A 19,294-nucleotide genomic window follows, 5' to 3' on the forward strand; every position below is an offset into this window, starting at 1 on the left:
GTCTCCTTAGCTCAGCTTACGGATATCGGCAAAGTGACCGCTGACGGCAGCGGCGGCTGCCATCGCCGGGCTCACTAAATGAGTACGGCCACCGCGGCCCTGACGGCCTTCAAAGTTACGGTTACTGGTTGAAGCACAGCGCTCACCTGGGTTTAAGCGGTCATTATTCATGGCTAAGCACATAGAACAACCAGGTAAACGCCACTCAAAGCCCGCTTCAATAAAGATCTTATCCAAACCTTCTTCTTCAGCTTGCGCTTTAACCGGGCCAGAGCCAGGTACCACCATAGCGACCACGCCAGGGGCGACTTTGCGGCCTTTGGCGACTTCTGCCGCTGCGCGTAAATCTTCAATACGCGAGTTAGTGCATGAACCGATAAATACTTTATCAATGGCGACATCGGTTAATTTGGTACCGGCTTTCAGATCCATATAGGCTAACGCTTTTTCTGCTGAAGCGCGCTCTACCGGATCGGTGAAAGAGGCGGGTTCAGGAATGACTTGATCAATCGCCATAACCTGACCGGGGTTAGTACCCCAGGTTACCTGTGGTGCGATATCAGCAGCATTTAAGCTGATTACCGCATCAAATTTGGCACCGTCATCTGATTTCAGGGTGCGCCAGTAAGCGACCGCTTCATCCCACTGATCTGCTTTAGGAGCAAACTGACGACCTTTAACATAGTTGAAGGTGATGTCATCAGGTGCAACCAGACCGGCTTTAGCGCCCATCTCGATCGCCATATTACATAAGGTCATTCGACCTTCCATGGATAAGGCTTCTATCGCGTTACCGCAGAATTCCACCACATAGCCGGTACCGCCAGCGTGGCCGATTTTACCGATGATGGCTAAAACGATATCTTTCGCGGTGATGCCGGTAGCGACATCGCCCTGAACCTCAATTTTCATGGTCTTGGCGCGCGACTGCTTCAGCGTTTGGGTTGCCAGTACATGCTCAACTTCTGAGGTACCGATACCGAATGCCAAAGAACCAAAAGCGCCGTGAGTGGCGGTATGGGAGTCACCACAAACAATGGTCATGCCCGGCAGCGTCATCCCTTGTTCAGGCCCGATTACGTGAACAATGCCCTGATAAGGGTGATTCAAATCGTATAGGGAGACATTGAACTCTTTGCAGTTTTTCATTAACTCCTGCATCTGAATTCGTGCCATCTCGCCGCAGGCATTAATGTCTTTAGTTTGAGTAGAGACGTTATGATCCATGGTGGCGAAGGTTTTACCCGGCTGACGCACTGGGCGCTTCATCGCACGCAAGCCATCGAAGGCCTGCGGCGACGTCACTTCATGGACTAAGTGACGGTCAATATACAGCAGCGGTGTTTCATTAGGTGCTTCGTAAACCACATGAGCATCGTATAATTTTTGGTACAGTGTCTTGGCCATGGTTATGCCCCCTGTGCAACGAACTGAGCGATGATATCGCCCATTTGACTGGTACTGACGGATTTACCATTACCTGCTAAGTCAGAGGTACGGTAACCCTGTTCTAATGCCTGATTAATGGCTTTTTCAACGGCGTCGGCAGCATCACCGGCATTCAGGCTGTAGCGCAGTAATAAGCACAGAGAAAGAATTTGGGCAATTGGGTTAGCAATGTCTTTTCCAGCAATATCCGGAGCGGAACCACCAGCAGGCTCGTATAAGCCAAAACCTTTTTCGTTCAGGCTGGCAGACGGCAGCATTCCCATCGAGCCGGTGATCATGGCACATTCATCGGACAGAATATCGCCAAACAGGTTAGAGCATAACACCACATCGAACTGAGATGGCTCTTTCACCATTTGCATGGTGGCGTTGTCGATATACATATGATTCAGGGCTACGTCTGGATATTGCTTGGCCACTTCACTGACCACTTCACGCCATAAGATGGAGCTTTGCAGTACGTTTGACTTATCGATAGACGTCACTTTATGGCGGCGTTTACGGGCCGATTCAAACGCGATGTGAGCAATACGTTCGATTTCAAAGCGATGATACACTTCGGTATCAAAGGCTTTTTCCTGAGGACCGGAACCTTCACGGCCTTTTGGTTGACCGAAGTAAATACCGCCAGTCAGTTCACGTACGCATAAGATATCAAAGCCCTTATGGGAGATATCGCTTCTTAATGGACTGAAATCTTCCAGACCCTGATACAGTTTAGCCGGACGCAGGTTACTGAATAACTGGAAGTGTTTTCTTAACGGTAATAACGCGCCACGTTCTGGTTGTTCGGTAGGGGGCAGATGCTCCCATTTTGGCCCGCCAACCGATCCAAACAGGATCGCATCAGCCTGTTCACAGCCTGCGACGGTTTCCGCTGGCAGCGGCATACCGTGGCGGTCAATGGCAGCACCACCGACATCATATTCTTTGGTCGTGATATCCATATTAAAGCGCTTGCGCAGCGCATCTAATACTTTTGTCGCCTGCTGCATAACTTCTGGGCCGATGCCATCTCCGGGCAGAACTGCAATGTGATAAGAACGCGTCATATTTGCTCCATACTTTATGATTTATTTTGTTATTGCTAATGTGTTTTAAAATTATTCAACTGATTGGGCCAAGCGCTGTTTTTGTTGTTCAACCTGCTGCGCCCGCCAAATGTGGTTCAATACGTGAACTAATGCCAAGGCAGAAGACTCAACGATATCCGTTGCCAGACCAACACCGTGGAAGCGGCGACCTTCATATTCAGCCACGATATCCACCTGACCTAATGCATCTTTACCCTGACCTTTTGCGGTTAACTGATACTTCACAATAGAGATCGGGTAGCCAGCAATGCGGTTAACGGCTTGATAAACGGCATCTACTGGCCCGTTACCGGTAGCTGCTTCTGACTTGATTTCATCACCACAGGCTAAACGCACTGAGGCTGTTGCCATCAGATTGGTACCTGACTGTACGCTGAAATAGTCCAAAGAAAAATGATCCTGCTCTTCCTGCTGCTTACTAATGAAGACTAAAGCTTCCAAATCGTAATCAAATACCTGACCTTTCTTATCGGCCAACTTCAGGAAGGCGGCATATAAATCGTCCAGCGAGTAATCATTTTCGCTATATCCCATGGCTTCCATACGGTGCTTCACGGCGGCACGGCCAGAGCGGGAGGTTAAGTTTAACTGAACCTGGCTGAAGCCGATGGATTCTGGCGTCATGATTTCGTAAGTTTCACGGTTCTTCAGCACGCCATCCTGATGAATACCGGAAGAGTGGGCATAGGCATTGGAACCGACCACGGCTTTATTCGCCGGTACTGGCATATTGCACAGTTGACTAACTAACTGGCTGGTGCGGTAAATTTCCTGATGATTGATATTGGTGTGCACGCCCATGATGTCCTGACGCACTTTTATCGCCATAATCACTTCTTCCAGCGCACAGTTACCGGCACGTTCGCCGATACCGTTGATGGTGCCTTCTATTTGACGAGCACCGGCCTGAACGGCGGTAATGGAATTGGCTACCGACATACCCAAGTCATCATGGCAGTGAACCGACAAAATGGCTTTATCAATGTTAGGAACGCGTTGATACAGACTTTCGATAATGCCGCCAAACTGACGTGGAACGGTATAGCCGACGGTATCAGGAATGTTAATGGTGGTAGCACCGGCATTAATAGCCGCTTCGACAATACGGCACAGATTATCGATTGGGGTACGGCCTGCATCTTCACAGGAGAATTCGACATCATCGGTGTGATTACGGGCTCTTTTCACTGAACGGATAGCCATTTCCATCACATCTTCAAAAGAGCGCTTCAACTTGGATTCAATATGTAAGGTGGAGGTAGCTAAGAACACGTGAATACGGAAGGCTTCGGCTACGCGCAATGCTTCTGCGGCTACATCGATATCTTTATCTACGCAGCGGGCTAAAGCACATACCCGGCTATTTTTAATTTGGCGAGCGATACTTTGCACTGATTCAAAGTCACCGGGGGAGGAAACCGGAAAACCGACTTCCATCACGTCTACGCCCATACGCTCCAGGGCTAACGCGATCTGCATTTTTTCTTTGACGCTCAGACTGGCCTGTAATGCCTGTTCGCCGTCCCGCAGGGTGGTATCAAAAATAATGACTTGCTGGCTCATATTGTGTTCCTTCTACTTTTAGACCGGTTTATCGGGTTGAAACGCCCTGCGAGGTCAAAAAAAAACCCGCGCAGGCAGCGCGGGTTTCTTGTGTTTTGTCTGAATCTGATCAGTTCGAGTTCCACAAGCCAGCCGCGCAACGAGATGCGAGGAGGAGGAGGCTGAGGAGACGAACAGTTTTAATCATGTGATTCAGTGCTCTTAATGTCATAAATTAGCAATGGGGTAAATTGATACTGGATTATGGCTGGTTTGTCAACGATATTTTGAAATTTTGGTTAAAAACGATCGGTCTACTTATAGGATGGTTGACCAGTAAATGGTCATATTTTATATGAAATAATATAGTCTCGTTATATATAGTATATTTATGATTAATTATTTTTTTGTCAAAAGTCATTCAATTTTATTCTTCTTCTTCATTACTAATTTAGATTAATTCATTCCTTAATTAACCTCCGATAATGGCAATGTTTAATTAACAATCCTCAGTCTTATACCTGTTAACTTTACTAGTTTTTAATGTTTTTCAGTTATTTATCTATTCATTGTGAACTTTTATTTCTATTATTGGTTAATATTTGATAATTAATTTTCCAAAATCGGATTAAGCTGCTTAAGAGATAAAACGCTTATTAGTCTTTCTTGTTATTGAATCATTTATATAGCTTATTCGTATTGAATATTTAAGGACAGACGGGATGAAGGATCAACTGATAACAAAGGGAAAAGACCTGCTTAAGCAGCAACTTCAGGCTTATGGCGTTGGGAGCAAGGGTGAGGGTAACTTCTTGCCGACATCACTTAGCGATGGAATCAATCGTTATCAGTTGAGTATTGAAGGACTAAGCTCACCGCTTTCTGTATTAAGTGTACAGGGCTATGAACATTTAAGTGAACCCTGGCGTTACGTTATTCAATTTAATGCGCAACATGGTTTAACCATGGAGCAGGTATTAAGCGAAAAAGCGGTTTTTGTGTTAGCGCCGCCGGGGAGTATTAGTGCTCTGTCTGACGTAGCTGGCAGGTTAAGTAATGAACTGATGTCAGCATTTAATGCCTTTGGTGGTATGTTCAGCGATAAAATTAGTAGCGCTGTTCGTTCACCAGTTGCTGGTTTTTCGGTGAATAATGTAACTCGTATTGCTGATAAAGCTTCTGGTTTCTTGAACGGGGTGGGGCGATTATCGGGGAGCGTTAAATCCGGACTGAGTTCTCTCTCATCATTTAGCAATATGGCTAATTCATTCACTGGTCAGGAAGGCGAATCTCGTACTTTTTATGGTGTTGTCACCGAGTTTAGCCAATTAGCCACGTCTGCTGATGAATCACGCTATGAAATTATTCTTTCCCCTCGTTTAGCCCTGTTGGCAAATACCCAAGGGTGCGCCATCTATCAGACTAAAACGGTTCCTCAGGTTGTGGAAGCCATACTGCGTAAACATGATCTGACTGGAGTCGATTTTCGTTTTGAGTTGACGGATACCTATCCGGTGAAAGAGTACATTACTCAATGGCAGGAAAGCGATCTTACGTTTATACGTCGTTTATTGGCTGATTCTGGTATTTGGTTTCGTTTTGAAACTCATACCAGACACGATTGTGATGTGGTGGTATTTGGCGATTCGGAGCAGCAGTATCAGGATGGGGCATCGGCGAATTATCGTCAGCCATCCGGTCAGTATGACGATGGTGTTGAATGCGTATGGGATATGTCGATTGCCCGTAAGACTGTGCCGCAAAGTGTCCTGACTCAGGACTATAACTATCGCAATGCACTGTCGGGGATGGTGGTAGAAAGTAACAATGCACAGAAAGATAACAGTACCCGAGGGCAGCAATATCTCTATGGGGAACATTATCGTGAGCGGGGCGAAACCGTCAACAATAGTAATATTCAAGATACTTTACTCTCTCAGTTTAGCAACCAGCAGCTTGATATTGAGGAGAGTGTTTCGGCTATACATTATCCATCGGGGATAGTCGCGAATGTGGCTGGAAATACTGAAAGTTCATTATCCTTGGGTGACGCTAATCATCGGGATTTAGATGAACCTATTTCCGTTGGGCAGGGCAGTTGGTACGGCCGTTTACGTCATCAGCGTTGGATGACCGAACAGATTACGATAACCGGTAAAACCACACTCTCTGCGCTATTACCTGGTGATATCCTAACGGTTTCTAATTCCCCTTTAAGTGAAGTCACTCAAGGGATGCTGATTGTCGCTATTGAAACACAAGGCGACCGCCAACAGGCTTATCACATACACTTTACCGCCATACCGTACGATATTTTACGCCCTTATCGCCCAGCACTTGTACCTTGGCCGACGATTAGCGGCACGATCCCGGCCCGAGTCACTAGCCCGGATAACGACACCTATGGTTATTTAGATACGCAGGGTCGCTATCGGGTAAAAATGGATTTTGACCTGAATGATAGCTGGCGGAAAGGTGAAGAGAGTCAATGGGTGCGTTTAGCCAAACCTTATGCGGGTGAAACCTATGGTATGCATTTCCCCCTGATTGATGGTACCGAAGTAGCAATTGCGTTTACTGGAGGGAATCCAGATCGCCCCTATATTGCCCATGGCATGCACGATTCCCGTCATCCTGATTTGGTCACGGCACAAAATCATAAACGTAATGTCATCCGTACTCCGGCCAATAATAAACTGCGGATGGATGATGAACGGGGCAAAGAGCACATCAAGGTAGCGACCGAATACGGTAAAACTCAGTTGAATATGGGGCATTTGGTTGATGCAGAAAGAAAACAGCGCGGTGAAGGGTTTGAGCTGAGAACCGATGAGTGGGGCAGTATTAGGGCGGCTAAGGGCATGTTCATCAGTGCCGATGCTCAGGGAGCAGCGAAGGGATTAAGCCGTGAAATGGCGCCGGCACTTCAGCTTTTGCAACAGGCGGTGAGTGAGATGAAGCTGTTGTCGGAAATGGCCAGTGCAGCAGAAGCTCGCGCTATTGAATTTCGTCAACAAGAGCAACTGATGAACGAACGCTTACAGGATTTACAACGGGCGGTTTTGTTAGCCAGTGCGCCTGATGGCATGGCCTTAGCGAGTGGTCATAACCTGCACTTTTCTGCAACGGATGATATTCATACCACGGCGGGAGGTAATATTGAGTCTGGCGCAATGGGTCATTATAACGTCGCGGCTTCTGAGTCAATTACGCTGTTTGCCCAGCAAAATGGGATTGAACTGGTCACGGCCGGTGAGAATGTAGTGATACAGGCCAGAGATGGTGATATTAACCTCACTTCCAATGCAACAACCCGCATCACTTCGGCGACGGAGCGGGTGGAAGTGGTCGCTGCAAAAGAGATCCTGCTAACCAGTGGAGGGGCGTATATCCGTATTGCGGACGGTAATATTTCTGTTCATGCACCTAAGCAGGTTTCTATTAAAGGGTCCGCTCATGTATTTGACGGGCCGACCAGCTTAAGTGTGGATCTTCCAACCTTTGGCAGCATGGGATTTAAGAAATCATTTAATTTTCGTGGATTAGAGCAAGAATCGGCTATTTCCAGCATGGCTCACAGTTTGTTTCATGTTGGAACGCTGCGTGATGAAACTAGCGATATGGCCGGAGTTTCTCCTGAGATTGAAGACCGAAACCCGTCGAAAATTGACCTGCATCTTGATTGGGAAGGGTTTCTGGATAGCTTGGATGAGGAGTAACGATGAATCATCGGGGCATTATGATCTTTGTTAAAGGGCTTATCGCAGTGATGGCGATGGTTAAACTCCTTGTAGCCTTAAAGGAACAGGATTAATGGCTAAGGTTAATCTATTGATTAAAGCTGTTCTGCTCGTGGCGATGATTATTGCGGTTGTCTTTTTATTCAATAAAGGCATTAACTATTATTTAGACTGGCAACAGGACGTAAAAAAAGCGCAGGTGGCGGCAGAGAAAGCGAAAAAGCAGGCCTTTGCCGTCAAGCTGGTCTATGTCATCGACCGCAATCGCTACTTTACTATGTTTGCTATCGAGGGCGATTGTAAGCGAGGGGGAGAGTTTTGGTATCACGATATAACCCGCGGAATTCATAGTCGGGTGGGGCAGGGTAAAACTAGTTATGATTACTTTTTTACCGACGGTGAGCAGCACTTAGGCTTTCCTACCGCACGGCGAGATTTACAAGCCTCAGCACCTTTTTATTATTCCAATGATTTTGGTCAAACTTGGGAACCGCGTACTTTTGATGGGAATAATACCGTCAATATTTTTACGCAGGGCAAAAGAGTATCAGCAAGAGAAAAAGAACTGGATAAAGATAGGCAAATGGCCGGTGTAAGAACCCCTTCTGGTTGGAATAAGATGATGTGCCTGGATGTATCGATGATGGTGGCCGATAAGCAGGGACAGCGGGTTTATGATGATAGAAAAATAGAAAAGCTACTGTATAAAATAGATAATGAACGTTATTTTAGTTATTTATCCGATGGGCAAACTTGTACTACTAATGGGGAAATTTTTTATAACGATAAGCATAAAGGTATTAAAAGCAAGTTAGGATATATAGAAGCTGACAAATGGGGTTTTTCTCCATTATCAATGATTTTATCAAATGATAAATATCTGGCATTGCCTAATAATAAATTGAATAAAGGATTTATCTATCTTTCTGATGATTTTGGAAAATCATGGGAGTATTCCAGAGCTATTGGTATGGATGCAATATATTCCATATTTACTATTAATGACTTTGGCGTTTTTATTTTAAGCGATTTTCATAGCGCGATGGCTGCTACTTCAAATCGAAGTCGAGAAGAGAATAGATATGAATATGTAAATGGTAGGACGCTGCTGCCGATTGCGCAATATTCACCTATAGCCGAACCATTCAAAATGAAAAATATAGAATTAGTTATGGATGTTGATACAAAAGAGATCTTTCAAATAATCAATAGGGGTAATCCTAATCTAAAAAAAATAGAGAAATTGACGGAACTGAGTATAGATAAAATTCGTCATTCACAAACCCCATCCGGCTGGACTGAAACCCAGTGTAAACCCCTTTCAGCCTTAAAGGAACAGAACTAATGGCTAAGGTTAAGCTATTTATTAAAGCCGTTCTATTAGTGGCGATGATTATTGCGGTTGTCTTTTTATTCAATAAAGGCATTAACTATTATTTAGACTGGCAACAGGACGTAAAAAAAGCGCAGGTGGCGGCAGAGAAAGCGAAAAAGCAGGCTTTTGCCGTCAAGCTGGTCTATGTTATTGACCGAAATCGCTATTTTACCATGTTTGCTAGTGAGGGGCGGTGTGAACGGGGTGGGGAATTTTGGTATCACGATATAACCCGCGGAATTCATAGCCGGGTGGGGCAGGGTAAAACTAGTTATGACTACTTTTTTACCGACGGTGAGCAGCACTTAGGCTTTCCTACCGCACGGCGAGATTTACAAGCCTCAGCACCTTTTTATTATTCCAATGATTTTGGTCAAACCTGGGAACCGCGTACTTTTGATGGGAATAATACCGTCAATATTTTTACGCAGGGCAAAAGAGTATCAGCAAGAGAAAAAGAACTGGATAAAGATAGGCAAATGGCCGGTGTAAGAACCCCTTCTGGTTGGAATAAGATGATGTGCCTGGATGTATCGATGATGGTGGCCGATAAGCAGGGACAGCGGGTTTATGATGATAGAAAAATAGAAAAGCTGCTGTATAAAATAGATAATGAACGTTATTTTAGTTATTTATCGGACGGGGAAAGTTGTGATACCAATGGGGAGGTTTTTTATAATGATAAAAATCTCAGAAGAAAATTGGGATATATACAAGGAAGAGAAAGAGGCTTTGAATCGTTATCAATGGTTTTAGAAAATGATAAGTATTTAGGATTTCCGAATAATGAATTAAATAGAGGTTTTGTTTATCTTTCTGATGATTATGGAGATTCATGGGAATATTCAAAAGCTATTAGTATGGATAGTGATTATTCTATATTTACCATTAATGATTATGGGCTATTTATTTTAAATGATTTTGATAATCGAGTATCCACTGAATCAAATCAGCGTTTAGAAAAAAATAGATATGTATATGTTTCTGATAGAAAACTAATCTCAGTGGCGAAATACTCTCCCCTTATTGAGCCATTTAAAATGAGAAATATAAATTTATTTATGGATGTTAGTTCTCATGAATTATTTGAAATTTATAACTGGGGTACTCCCGAGTTAAGAACCCTGAAAGCGTATAATGAGTTAAGTATTGATAAAGTTCGTAATTCAAACACCCCTTCCGGCTGGAATGAAACTCAGTGTAAACCCCTTTCAACCTTAAAGGAATAATGCTATGAGCTATTATAATAATATGCATATGAGCAGATTAAAACCGGTTGAGTATAATCCTTGTGAAAAATTAAAAAGTTGTACTATGGCTCAGGAGGGTAGCGAAGAGGTAACGGAAGATATTTATTTGTCGATGCTACCGTCGATTATTATTTTTGTTCATGGGGTGAATAGTGAGGGTGAGTGGTATAAACGCGCCGAGGAAAATTTTTGTCAAGGATTAAACTTGCGATTAGGCCGCGAGGAGCATTCAGGAGCACTAACACCTAATGATTATTATAGCGCTGCTGATGGTCACGATGTGATTAATAAAAAGTCATCGCCAAATATTGAAAAGATTAAAGCAGGACTGTTTAATTCCCCGGTAATCCCCTTTTACTGGGGTTATCAGTCTCATCCGGATGAAACCGAAGAGTATGATATTAGCTTGCGACAGGATGATTTAGGCAATGGCTATTGGGGCGGCGGCCCATTTCAGAACGGCACCACAACCCTGCAAGATATGTATGGGATTGGGGTACAGGATTTAATTGGCTTTATCGATCCCCAACGGATTAATCCAGTGGAGGGGCGTACCGTACACCACTGCCCGCCGCGCCACTATATGGTGCATGCCGCCCAGCGTCTGGCTTTTCTAATCGATACGATTCGCAAACAGCCTGGGGGCTACCAGCAAACCATTAATCTGGTGTGCCATAGTCAGGGCAATATGATTGGTTTGCTGTCCCAACTGATGGTGAAAACTCGAGCGGCGGATACCGTGTTATTAAACCAGCCCCCCTATGCGCTGGATTACACGCCTTATCTGGTTTTAGCCTCTAATAACTTTGACTTTAGTATTCCTACCGTGGGAGCACGCAAGCGCACCCTGCAAAATTTTGCTAAAAAAATTGAGCAGGGGTTTACATCACCTCATCCGATTACCGGTAAGAAACCGTTTTCTGAAAAGGCACTGTGGAATAAAGTCAAACCGCTGATTGCCGGTAAAAACTACGATGAAAATAATCAGCGCGATAACCGCGGTAAGGTGTTTCTTAACTTTTGCGTTCACGATCGGGTAATAGGTGTGTCGGCGGTGGAGGGCATTGGCTGGCAGGGTATTGCTGATGATAAATTACTTAATAATATGCCCAACTTTTATCAGAGGGCGTTTGCCGGCGGTGAAAAAGTCGGGCTGGATACCAATTATTATTTTGATTTTTCCAGTGTCCATATTGATGGGCAGTTCTGGCACCCAGAGCCGGAAAGAGTACGTTTTCGCCTGTCGGAAACTGAGAGCGGTGCTATTTTTTTAGGTAGCGCTGTTTTTGGTAGACCCTTGGTTGCGCTTCCCACCTCTGGATTTTTAGCCATCAACTATAGCTATAATAAAAACGAGAAAGGTGGATTTGTTCCCATTTATAACGATCCAAAAGATCGGCGGGTGAAAGTAAATGCTCCAATAGTAAATAATAAAATTGATGGTGTAGAATTAGTTGTTAAATTGAAAATAAGAGAAAAAGGCCAAGAGATATTAGATGCTTATGATCAACATACCGAAAACCTAATCAAAAGCACTTCTGAACGGGATCTCCCTTACCTGCTTAATGATATGCCTAAAAAGAGTTGGACGGAGGTTGACTACATTTATAGTCCCCACGCACAGAAACTGATGACCGATATCCCCTATCAAGGCACTTTTAGTATTAAACAAGTGGAAGAGTCTGAAGAGGAGTATCGTGAACGTATAAATAAAATAGAGGGAGCAACAACCGACCACAGCGATATTCTCGATCACCCACACTACCCAAAAATTGTCACCAATATCCTGTCTTACGATTTGGCTATCGGCATAAACACCCTATACCGCGATCGGGAGTTTTGGGTTTATCTGCATAAATTAGCCGACTGGACTCAGTCCGATCCTTATTTTAATCCCACATTGACTAAACAGGCTTACGATCCTACCGCTGAATTTAATGCTGAAGGGGTAAGGGATAGCGGGGCACTGTTTTTAACCCGCGATAGTTTAGGTGAAATGCCTGAAGGATTGGATCGGGAAACCATCCCAATATTGGGTATCAAAAAAATGGCACAGGGTATTAATCGTATTATCGTCGAGATAGGAACCACTGCTGACAGTATACAAAACGGCGTGAAAGTCGGTATGGAAGAATACGGTAAAGCGCAAGTTCTGCAGGGTGAAATTGCTTTGGAGCAAGGTAAGGCGACGATTGACGCGATTGGTTCCGGTATTGACAGCGTAAAAAGTGGCGTAAAAAGCGGTATGGAAGAATCTCGAAAAGCGCAAATGTTAAATAGCGAAATCGCCATGGCGCAAGGGAAGGCGATTAACGAAATGATCGAGAAAGGGCTAGAAAGCTGTGGTGAATATGCTGACAAAGTGCAGGCAAGCACGGTGCAGAAAATGAAACAGTTGGTTGAAGCCGCCGCTGCGGCTTATTCAAAGCATTCTGATATTGATAATCGTCAGGATAACGGTAAATAACACTCCATATTTCTATAAGGATGTCGATTATGTCATGGCCAATCCCTGAGATTCGTCGTCAGCAGCGGCCCGCTTCATTGAAATTTTGGCGCTGGGCACTGTGGTTCCTTTCGGCCTTAAAGGAACAGAACTAATGGCTAAGGTTAATCTATTGATTAAAGCCGTTCTGTTAGTAGCGATGATTATTGCGGTTGTCTTTTTATTCAATAAAGGCATTGACTATTATTTAGACTGGCAACAGGACGTAAAAAAAGCGCAGGTGGCGGCAGAGAAAGCGAAAAAACAGGCCTTTGCCGTCAAGCTGGTCTATGTCATCGACCGCAATCGCTATTTTACTATGTTTGCTATCGAGGGCGATTGTAAGCGAGGGGGAGAGTTTTGGTATCACGATATAACCCGCGGAATTCATAGCCGAGTGGGAGGAGGTAAAACCAGTTATAACTATTTCTTTACTGACGGTGAACAGTATTTAGGGTTTCCAACCGCGCGGGGAGATTTACAGTCTTCAGCCCCCTTCTATTTTTCTGATGACTATGGACAAACATGGCAAAAAAAATGGTACGGCGGGAATAATCAAATAGATACCTTCACTCAGGGAGTTGTTAGGGCGATACATCAGGGTATTGATAAAGAAGGAAAAATCCCTGAGGTTACGACTCCTTCCGGTTGGAATAAGATGATGTGCCTGGATGTATCGATGATGGTGGCCGATAAGCAGGGACAGCGGGTTTATGATGATAGAAAAATAGAGAAGCTGCTGTATAAAATAGATAATGAACGTTATTTTAGTTATTTATCGGATGGGGAAAGTTGTGATACCAATGGTGAGGTTTTTTATAATGATAGTCATAATGGAATTCGCAGTCGGTTAGGGTATTTAAATGCCAGAGGTGATGGTTTTTTTTCTACGCCATTAATTATAAATAGTCGTTCTTATCTCTTCTTACCGTTATATGAATATGCATCAGGTAGTAAAAGAACTTTCTATGTATCAAGAAATGCTGGGAGAGATTGGTTTCTTACTAAACGTTCTGATGGTGTGGTTTTAAGTCGTTATATTGCTTTAGATAAAACGCTTTTTGTATTAAACGATTTAAGTGATAAGTCAGATATTGATTTAATAATTAGTAAATATCCTGCTTATATAAAAGATAAAGTAAACCTTCGTTTTATAGGAAGAGATATAACCTTTGATAAGAAGGCAATAAATAGCCTTGAAGATATTGATATATACTTAAATACATTAAGTAACGATGCTTATAGAATAAGAAAAAATGATAACTCTACTATATTAGAGCCGGTTACTGATTTGAGTATCAATGCAATTATTCATGCCCAAACCCCCTCTGGTTGGGCTGAAACTCAGTGTAGACCCCTTTCGGCCTTAAAGGAACAGAACTAATGACTAAGGTTAATCTATTTATTAAAGCCGTTCTGTTAGTGGCGATGATTATTGCGGTTGTCTTTTTATTCAATAAAGGCATCAACTATTATTTAGACTGGCAACAGGACGTAAAAAAAGCGCAGGTGGCGGCAGAGAAAGCGAAAAAACAGGCCTTTGCCGTCAAGCTGGTCTATGTTATTGACCGCAATCGCTATTTTACCATGTTCGCCAGTGAGGGGCGGTGTGAACGGGGTGGGGAATTTTGGTATCACGATATAACCCGCGGAATTCATAGCCGGGTGGGGCAGGGTAAAACCAGTTATAACTATTTCTTTACTGACGGTGAACAATATTTAGGGTTTCCAACTGCGCGGGGAGATTTACAGTCTTCAGCCCCCTTCTATTTTTCTGATGACTATGGACAAACATGGCAAAAAAAATGGTACGGCGGGAATAATCAAATAGATACCTTCACTCAGGGAGTTGTTAGGGCAAGGCATCAGAATATTGATAAAGAAGGAAAAATTCCTGAAGTTACTACACCTTCCGGTTGGAATAAGATGATGTGCCTGGATATATCGATGATGGTGGCCGATAAGCAGGGACAGCGGGTTTATGATGATAGAAAAATAGAGAAACTGCTGTATAAAATAGATAATGAACGTTATTTTAGTTATTTATCGGACGGGGAGAGTTGCAATACCAATGGTGAGATTTTTTATAATGATAGTAAAAATAATATTCGCAGTCGGTTAGGGTATTTTAATGTCCCACGCTATGGCCACATTCCATCACCAGTAATAATTAATGGTCACTCTTATTTATTATTTCCTTTATTTGAGTATATGCCCGGAAATAGACGGACTTATTATACTTCGAGAGATGCAGGAAAACATTGGAAGCTTGATAATAGGTATGATGGTGTTACTTTAAAACGTTATATTGTTTCGGGTAAAACTTTCTTTTTTTTAAATGATTTAGATAGTCATTCACATGATGGTGTAATTGAAGGGTTTAGAAAAATAGATTCCTTGGACGAAATGCGTAATATGGATGTTAGGTATTTCGGGAAAGATTTAACCATTGATAAAAAAAGAAATGATACTAAAGATTTTTATATTTACGTGGATGTGTTAAAAAACAAACTGTATCGCATAAAAAATAATGATAACTTTATTAAATTAGAAGCAGTAGCTGATTTAGATATAAATGAAATCTTAAATGCCAAAACTCCCTCTGGCTGGATTGAAACCCAGTGTAAACCCCTTTCGGCCTTAAAGGAATAATGCTATGAGCTATTATAATAATGCGCATATGAGTAGATTAAAACCGGTTTCGTATAACTCCTGTGAAAAGTTAAAAAGTTGTTCTTTGGCTCAGGAGGACAGTGAAGAAGTAACGGAAGATATTTATTTATCGATGCTGCCATCAATTATTATTTTTGTCCATGGGGTGAATAGTGAAGGAGAGTGGTACCGAAATGCTGAAGCGAATTTTTGTGCGGGGTTAAATTTAAGATTAGGGCGAGAAGGGCATGCAGAACAATTAGTACCAAACGTTTATTATAATCCTGAAGACGGTGATGATGTAATTAATAAAAAGTCATCCCCCAATCTTGAAAAGATCAAAGCAGGACAATTTAATTCTCCGGTGATCCCTTTTTATTGGGGCTACCAGTCTCACCCGGATGAAACCGAAGAGTATGATATTAGCCTGCGGCAGGACGATTTAGGCAATGGCTATTGGGGCGGTGGCCCATTTCAGAACGGCACCACAACCTTGCAAGATATGTATGGGATTGGGGTACAGGATTTAATTGGCTTTATCGATCCCCAACGGATTAATCCAGTGGAGGGGCGTACCGTACACCACTGCCCACCGCGCCACTATATGGTGCATGCTGCTCAGCGCTTGGCTTTTCTAATCGATACGATTCGCAAACAGCCCGGCGGCTACCAGCAAACCATTAATCTGGTGTGTCATAGTCAGGGTAATATGATTGGTTTGCTGTCCCAACTAATGGTGAAAACCCGGGCGGCGGATACCGTGCTATTAAATCAGCCCCCTTATGCGCTGGATTATACGTCTTATCTGGTTTTAGCCTCTAATAATTTTGACTTTAGTATTCCTACTGTGGGAGCACGCAAGCGCACCCTGCAAAATTTTGCTAAAAAAATTGAGCAGGGGTTTACATCACCTCATCCGATTACTGGCAAGAAACCGTTTTCTGAAAAGGCACTGTGGAATAAAGTCAAACCGCTGATTGCCGGTAAAAACTACGATGAAAATAACCAGCGCGATAACCGCGGTAAGGTGTTTCTTAACTTTTGTGTTCACGATCGGGTAATAGGCGTGTCAGCGGTGGAGGGCATTGGCTGGCAGGGTATTGCTGATGATAAATTACTTAATAGTATGCCCAACTTTTATCAGCGGGCGTTTGCCGGTGGTGAAAAAGTCGGGCTGGATACTAATTATTATTTTGATTTTTCCAGTGTCCATATTGATGGGCAGTTCTGGCACCCAGAGCCGGAAAGAGTGCGTTTTCGCCTGTCGGAAACTGAGAGCGGTGCTATTTTTTTAGGTAGCGCTGTTTTTGGTAACCCCTTGGTTGCGCTTCCCACCTCCGGATTTTTAGCCATCAACTATAGCTATAATAAAAACGAGAAGGGGGGATTTGTTCCCATTTATAACGATCCTAAAGATCGGCGGGTGAAAGTGAATGCTCCTAAACTTAACGAAAGAAAGACTGTTGAGGAAGATCCATCTGAAGATTTATATCTTCATTTAGCTAAGCGGGATGAAAAAATAGAAGATAAATCAAGTTACGATCAACATACCGAAAACCTAATCAAAAGCACTTCTGAACGGGATCTCCCTTACCTGCTCAATGATATGCCTAAAAAGAGTTGGACGGAGGTTGACTACATTTATAGTCCCCACGCACAGAAACTGATGACCGATATCCCCTATCAAGGCACTTTTAGTATTAAACAAGTGGAAGAGTCTGAAGAGGAGTATCGTGAACGTATAAATAAAATAGAGGGAGCAACAACCGACCACAGCGATATTCTCGATCACCCTAGCTACCCAGAAATTGTCACCAATATCCTGTCTTACGATTTGGCTATCGGCATAAACACCCTATACCGCGATCGGGAGTTTTGGGTTTATCTGCATAAATTAGCCGACTGGACTCAGTCCGATCCTTATTTTAATCCCACATTGACTAAACAGGCTTACGATCCTGCCGCTGAATTTAATGCTGAAGGGGTAAGGGATAGCGGGGCACTGTTTTTAACCCGCGATAGTTTAGGTGAAATGCCTGAAGGGTTGGATCGGGAAACCATCCCAATATTGGGTATCAAAAAAATGGCGCAGGGTATTAATCGTATTCTGGTTGATATCGGCGAGCGAGAAATAGAGCAGGGACAGCGGCAAATGGAGGGCGCCAGAGCAACTATTGACGCGATTGGTTCCGGTATTGACAGCGTAAAAAGTGGCGTAAAAAGCGGTATGGAAGAATCTCGAAAAGCGCAAATGTTAAATAGCGAAATCGCCATGGCGCAAGGGAAGGCGATTAACGAAATGATTGAGAAAGGATTAGAAAGCTGTGGTGAATATGCTGACAAAGTGCAGGCAAGCACGGTGCAGAAAATGAAACAGTTGGTTGAAGCCGCCGCTGCGGCTTATTCAAAGCATTCTGATATTGATAATCGTCAGGATAACGGTAAATAACACTCCATATTTCTATAAGGATGTCGATTATGTCATGGCCAATCCCTGAGATTCGTCGTCAGCAGCGACCCGCTTCATTGAAATTTTGGCGCTGGGCACTGTGGTTTTTCATTGTTATGTTAGGCGGTAGTGCGTTAATTCTGGCATTTTGGTCGCAGTTTCCTAATGAATCTAATTTCACTTTTGGTATCAGGTTAGTTTTAATTCCATTACTGGTTTTTATCTTAACGTTTATGCTTCGCCTCTCTTGGCATTGGGGGAAGGATAACTTTGTTGATGCCTGGGATAGAGAAATTGAAAATGTTTATCATCGGCATCGTCAATGGGCAAAACGCCATTTGACGGTGATGGATGGCGCTACCATTACCCCTCATGAGCATTTGGCAGCGCGAATCCGCGGCGAGTCAACGCTGAAAGCACCATTTATGCCGGGGGAGAACCGGGCAATTGTTGATAAAGATGCCATAGCGGATAACTTGCCGTCCACGCCTCGGGACGTTCAATACTGGGTGATGTTGCTAAATAACATAAAATCGTCCTTGCTACAGATTCAGCATGAAGGTGAATTGGAGATAATACTCTCAGGCGCATTAGATCCTTATGATGCCAGCACTGATTGGGATAACGCTTGGCGTCTGGCGGGGCTTGAACAACCCTATTCGTTACAGCTCGTGAAGTCAGATGAATGTGGTGTTGCGCGTTTAGGTGAATGGATAGATCAGCATAATAAAACTTTCCGCTTGTTGGTGATGACTCATCTGGGACCAGCCGAGCGTTTGAAACATACAGAAAGCGTGCAAATGTTATTGCTGGCCCCACCAGATTGGTATACCGACCCGGAGCATTATCAACCTGTGGCAACCTTGTACCGCCCATTGCCGACAACGCTGGATGATTTATCTGAAGATTTATCACAGTTAAATCATTTCGGGGCACATCGTCTGGATGACGTATCCTGCTGCTGGATGGTTGGTTTACCGGAAGATAAACGCGGAGAGGTGGTGCAGTCATTGAGTTTAGCGGGTATGAACTTTAAGCAGCAGGGAGTCGCGAATCGTATTTTTTTCCTTGAAGACTATCTCGGTCTGTTGGCAGATAACTCACCTTGGCTGTTGTTGAGTTTGGCGATTGAAAAGACCTTGGATCTTCATCACGAGGCTAATCAGACGATGGGAACGGGACCACAGTTAGTCATGATCTCTCATCAGCAAGAATTATGGATACTGTTGTTGAATGATCCTAAATTACAAGGATAAGT

General features: G+C 43.6%; 11 protein-coding genes. 8 read left to right on the top strand and 3 right to left on the bottom strand.

Annotated elements, in window-relative coordinates; translation table 11 throughout:
• Positions 1-6: 6 nt before the first annotated feature.
• Genes leuC through leuA form a run of 3 tightly spaced genes read right to left on the bottom strand, consistent with a single transcriptional unit; the run spans position 7 to position 4,106 of the window.
• Positions 7-1,407 carry a 3-isopropylmalate dehydratase large subunit gene (gene leuC, locus EL341_RS03980; protein WP_047780150.1) on the bottom strand — a complete coding sequence of 467 codons (1,401 nt, stop codon included), beginning with the start codon at positions 1,405-1,407 and terminating at the stop codon, positions 7-9.
• Between the two features lie 2 nt (positions 1,408-1,409).
• The gene (gene leuB, locus EL341_RS03985; RefSeq protein ID WP_126467055.1) at positions 1,410-2,501 is read right to left on the bottom strand and encodes a 3-isopropylmalate dehydrogenase; all 1,092 of its coding nucleotides are present in this window, start codon (positions 2,499-2,501) and stop codon (positions 1,410-1,412) included.
• A 51-nt stretch (positions 2,502-2,552) separates the two neighbouring features.
• On the bottom strand, positions 2,553-4,106 hold the full coding sequence (gene leuA / locus EL341_RS03990; RefSeq protein WP_074820078.1) for a 2-isopropylmalate synthase: 1,554 nt from the start codon (positions 4,104-4,106) through the stop codon (positions 2,553-2,555).
• Between the two features lie 701 nt (positions 4,107-4,807).
• Between leuA and EL341_RS03995 the strand changes: the two genes are divergently transcribed.
• The 8 genes from EL341_RS03995 to EL341_RS04030 all read left to right on the top strand — a co-directional run bounded on the left by EL341_RS03995 (position 4,808) and on the right by EL341_RS04030 (position 19,292).
• Positions 4,808-7,804 (top strand): type VI secretion system Vgr family protein, encoded by a 2,997-nt coding sequence (locus EL341_RS03995; protein ID WP_126467058.1) that lies wholly within the window; start codon positions 4,808-4,810, stop codon positions 7,802-7,804.
• Between the two features lie 94 nt (positions 7,805-7,898).
• Positions 7,899-9,170 carry a T6SS immunity protein Tli3 family protein gene (locus EL341_RS04000; RefSeq protein WP_126467060.1) on the top strand — a complete coding sequence of 424 codons (1,272 nt, stop codon included), beginning with the start codon at positions 7,899-7,901 and terminating at the stop codon, positions 9,168-9,170.
• Entirely contained in the window at positions 9,170-10,429 is a 1,260-nt protein-coding gene (locus EL341_RS04005; RefSeq protein WP_126467062.1) for a T6SS immunity protein Tli3 family protein, read from the top strand. Before EL341_RS04000 ends, EL341_RS04005 begins: the two co-directional genes overlap by 1 nt.
• 4 nt (positions 10,430-10,433) lie before the next feature.
• Positions 10,434-12,917 carry a T6SS effector phospholipase Tle3 domain-containing protein gene (locus EL341_RS04010; RefSeq protein ID WP_126467064.1) on the top strand — a complete coding sequence of 828 codons (2,484 nt, stop codon included), beginning with the start codon at positions 10,434-10,436 and terminating at the stop codon, positions 12,915-12,917.
• 133 nt (positions 12,918-13,050) lie between these two features.
• Positions 13,051-14,319, top strand: coding sequence for a T6SS immunity protein Tli3 family protein (locus EL341_RS04015; protein ID WP_126467066.1), 1,269 nt, complete (start codon positions 13,051-13,053; stop codon positions 14,317-14,319).
• Positions 14,319-15,587 carry a T6SS immunity protein Tli3 family protein gene (locus EL341_RS04020; RefSeq protein WP_126467068.1) on the top strand — a complete coding sequence of 423 codons (1,269 nt, stop codon included), beginning with the start codon at positions 14,319-14,321 and terminating at the stop codon, positions 15,585-15,587. Before EL341_RS04015 ends, EL341_RS04020 begins: the two co-directional genes overlap by 1 nt.
• A 4-nt stretch (positions 15,588-15,591) precedes the next feature.
• Entirely contained in the window at positions 15,592-18,036 is a 2,445-nt protein-coding gene (locus tag EL341_RS04025) for a T6SS effector phospholipase Tle3 domain-containing protein (RefSeq protein WP_126467070.1), read from the top strand.
• Between the two features lie 29 nt (positions 18,037-18,065).
• Entirely contained in the window at positions 18,066-19,292 is a 1,227-nt protein-coding gene (locus tag EL341_RS04030; RefSeq protein ID WP_114986279.1) for a hypothetical protein, read from the top strand.
• Positions 19,293-19,294: the final 2 nt, after the last annotated feature.

This window comes from Pragia fontium (genome assembly GCF_900638655.1).
Lineage (GTDB): Bacteria > Pseudomonadota > Gammaproteobacteria > Enterobacterales > Enterobacteriaceae > Pragia > Pragia fontium.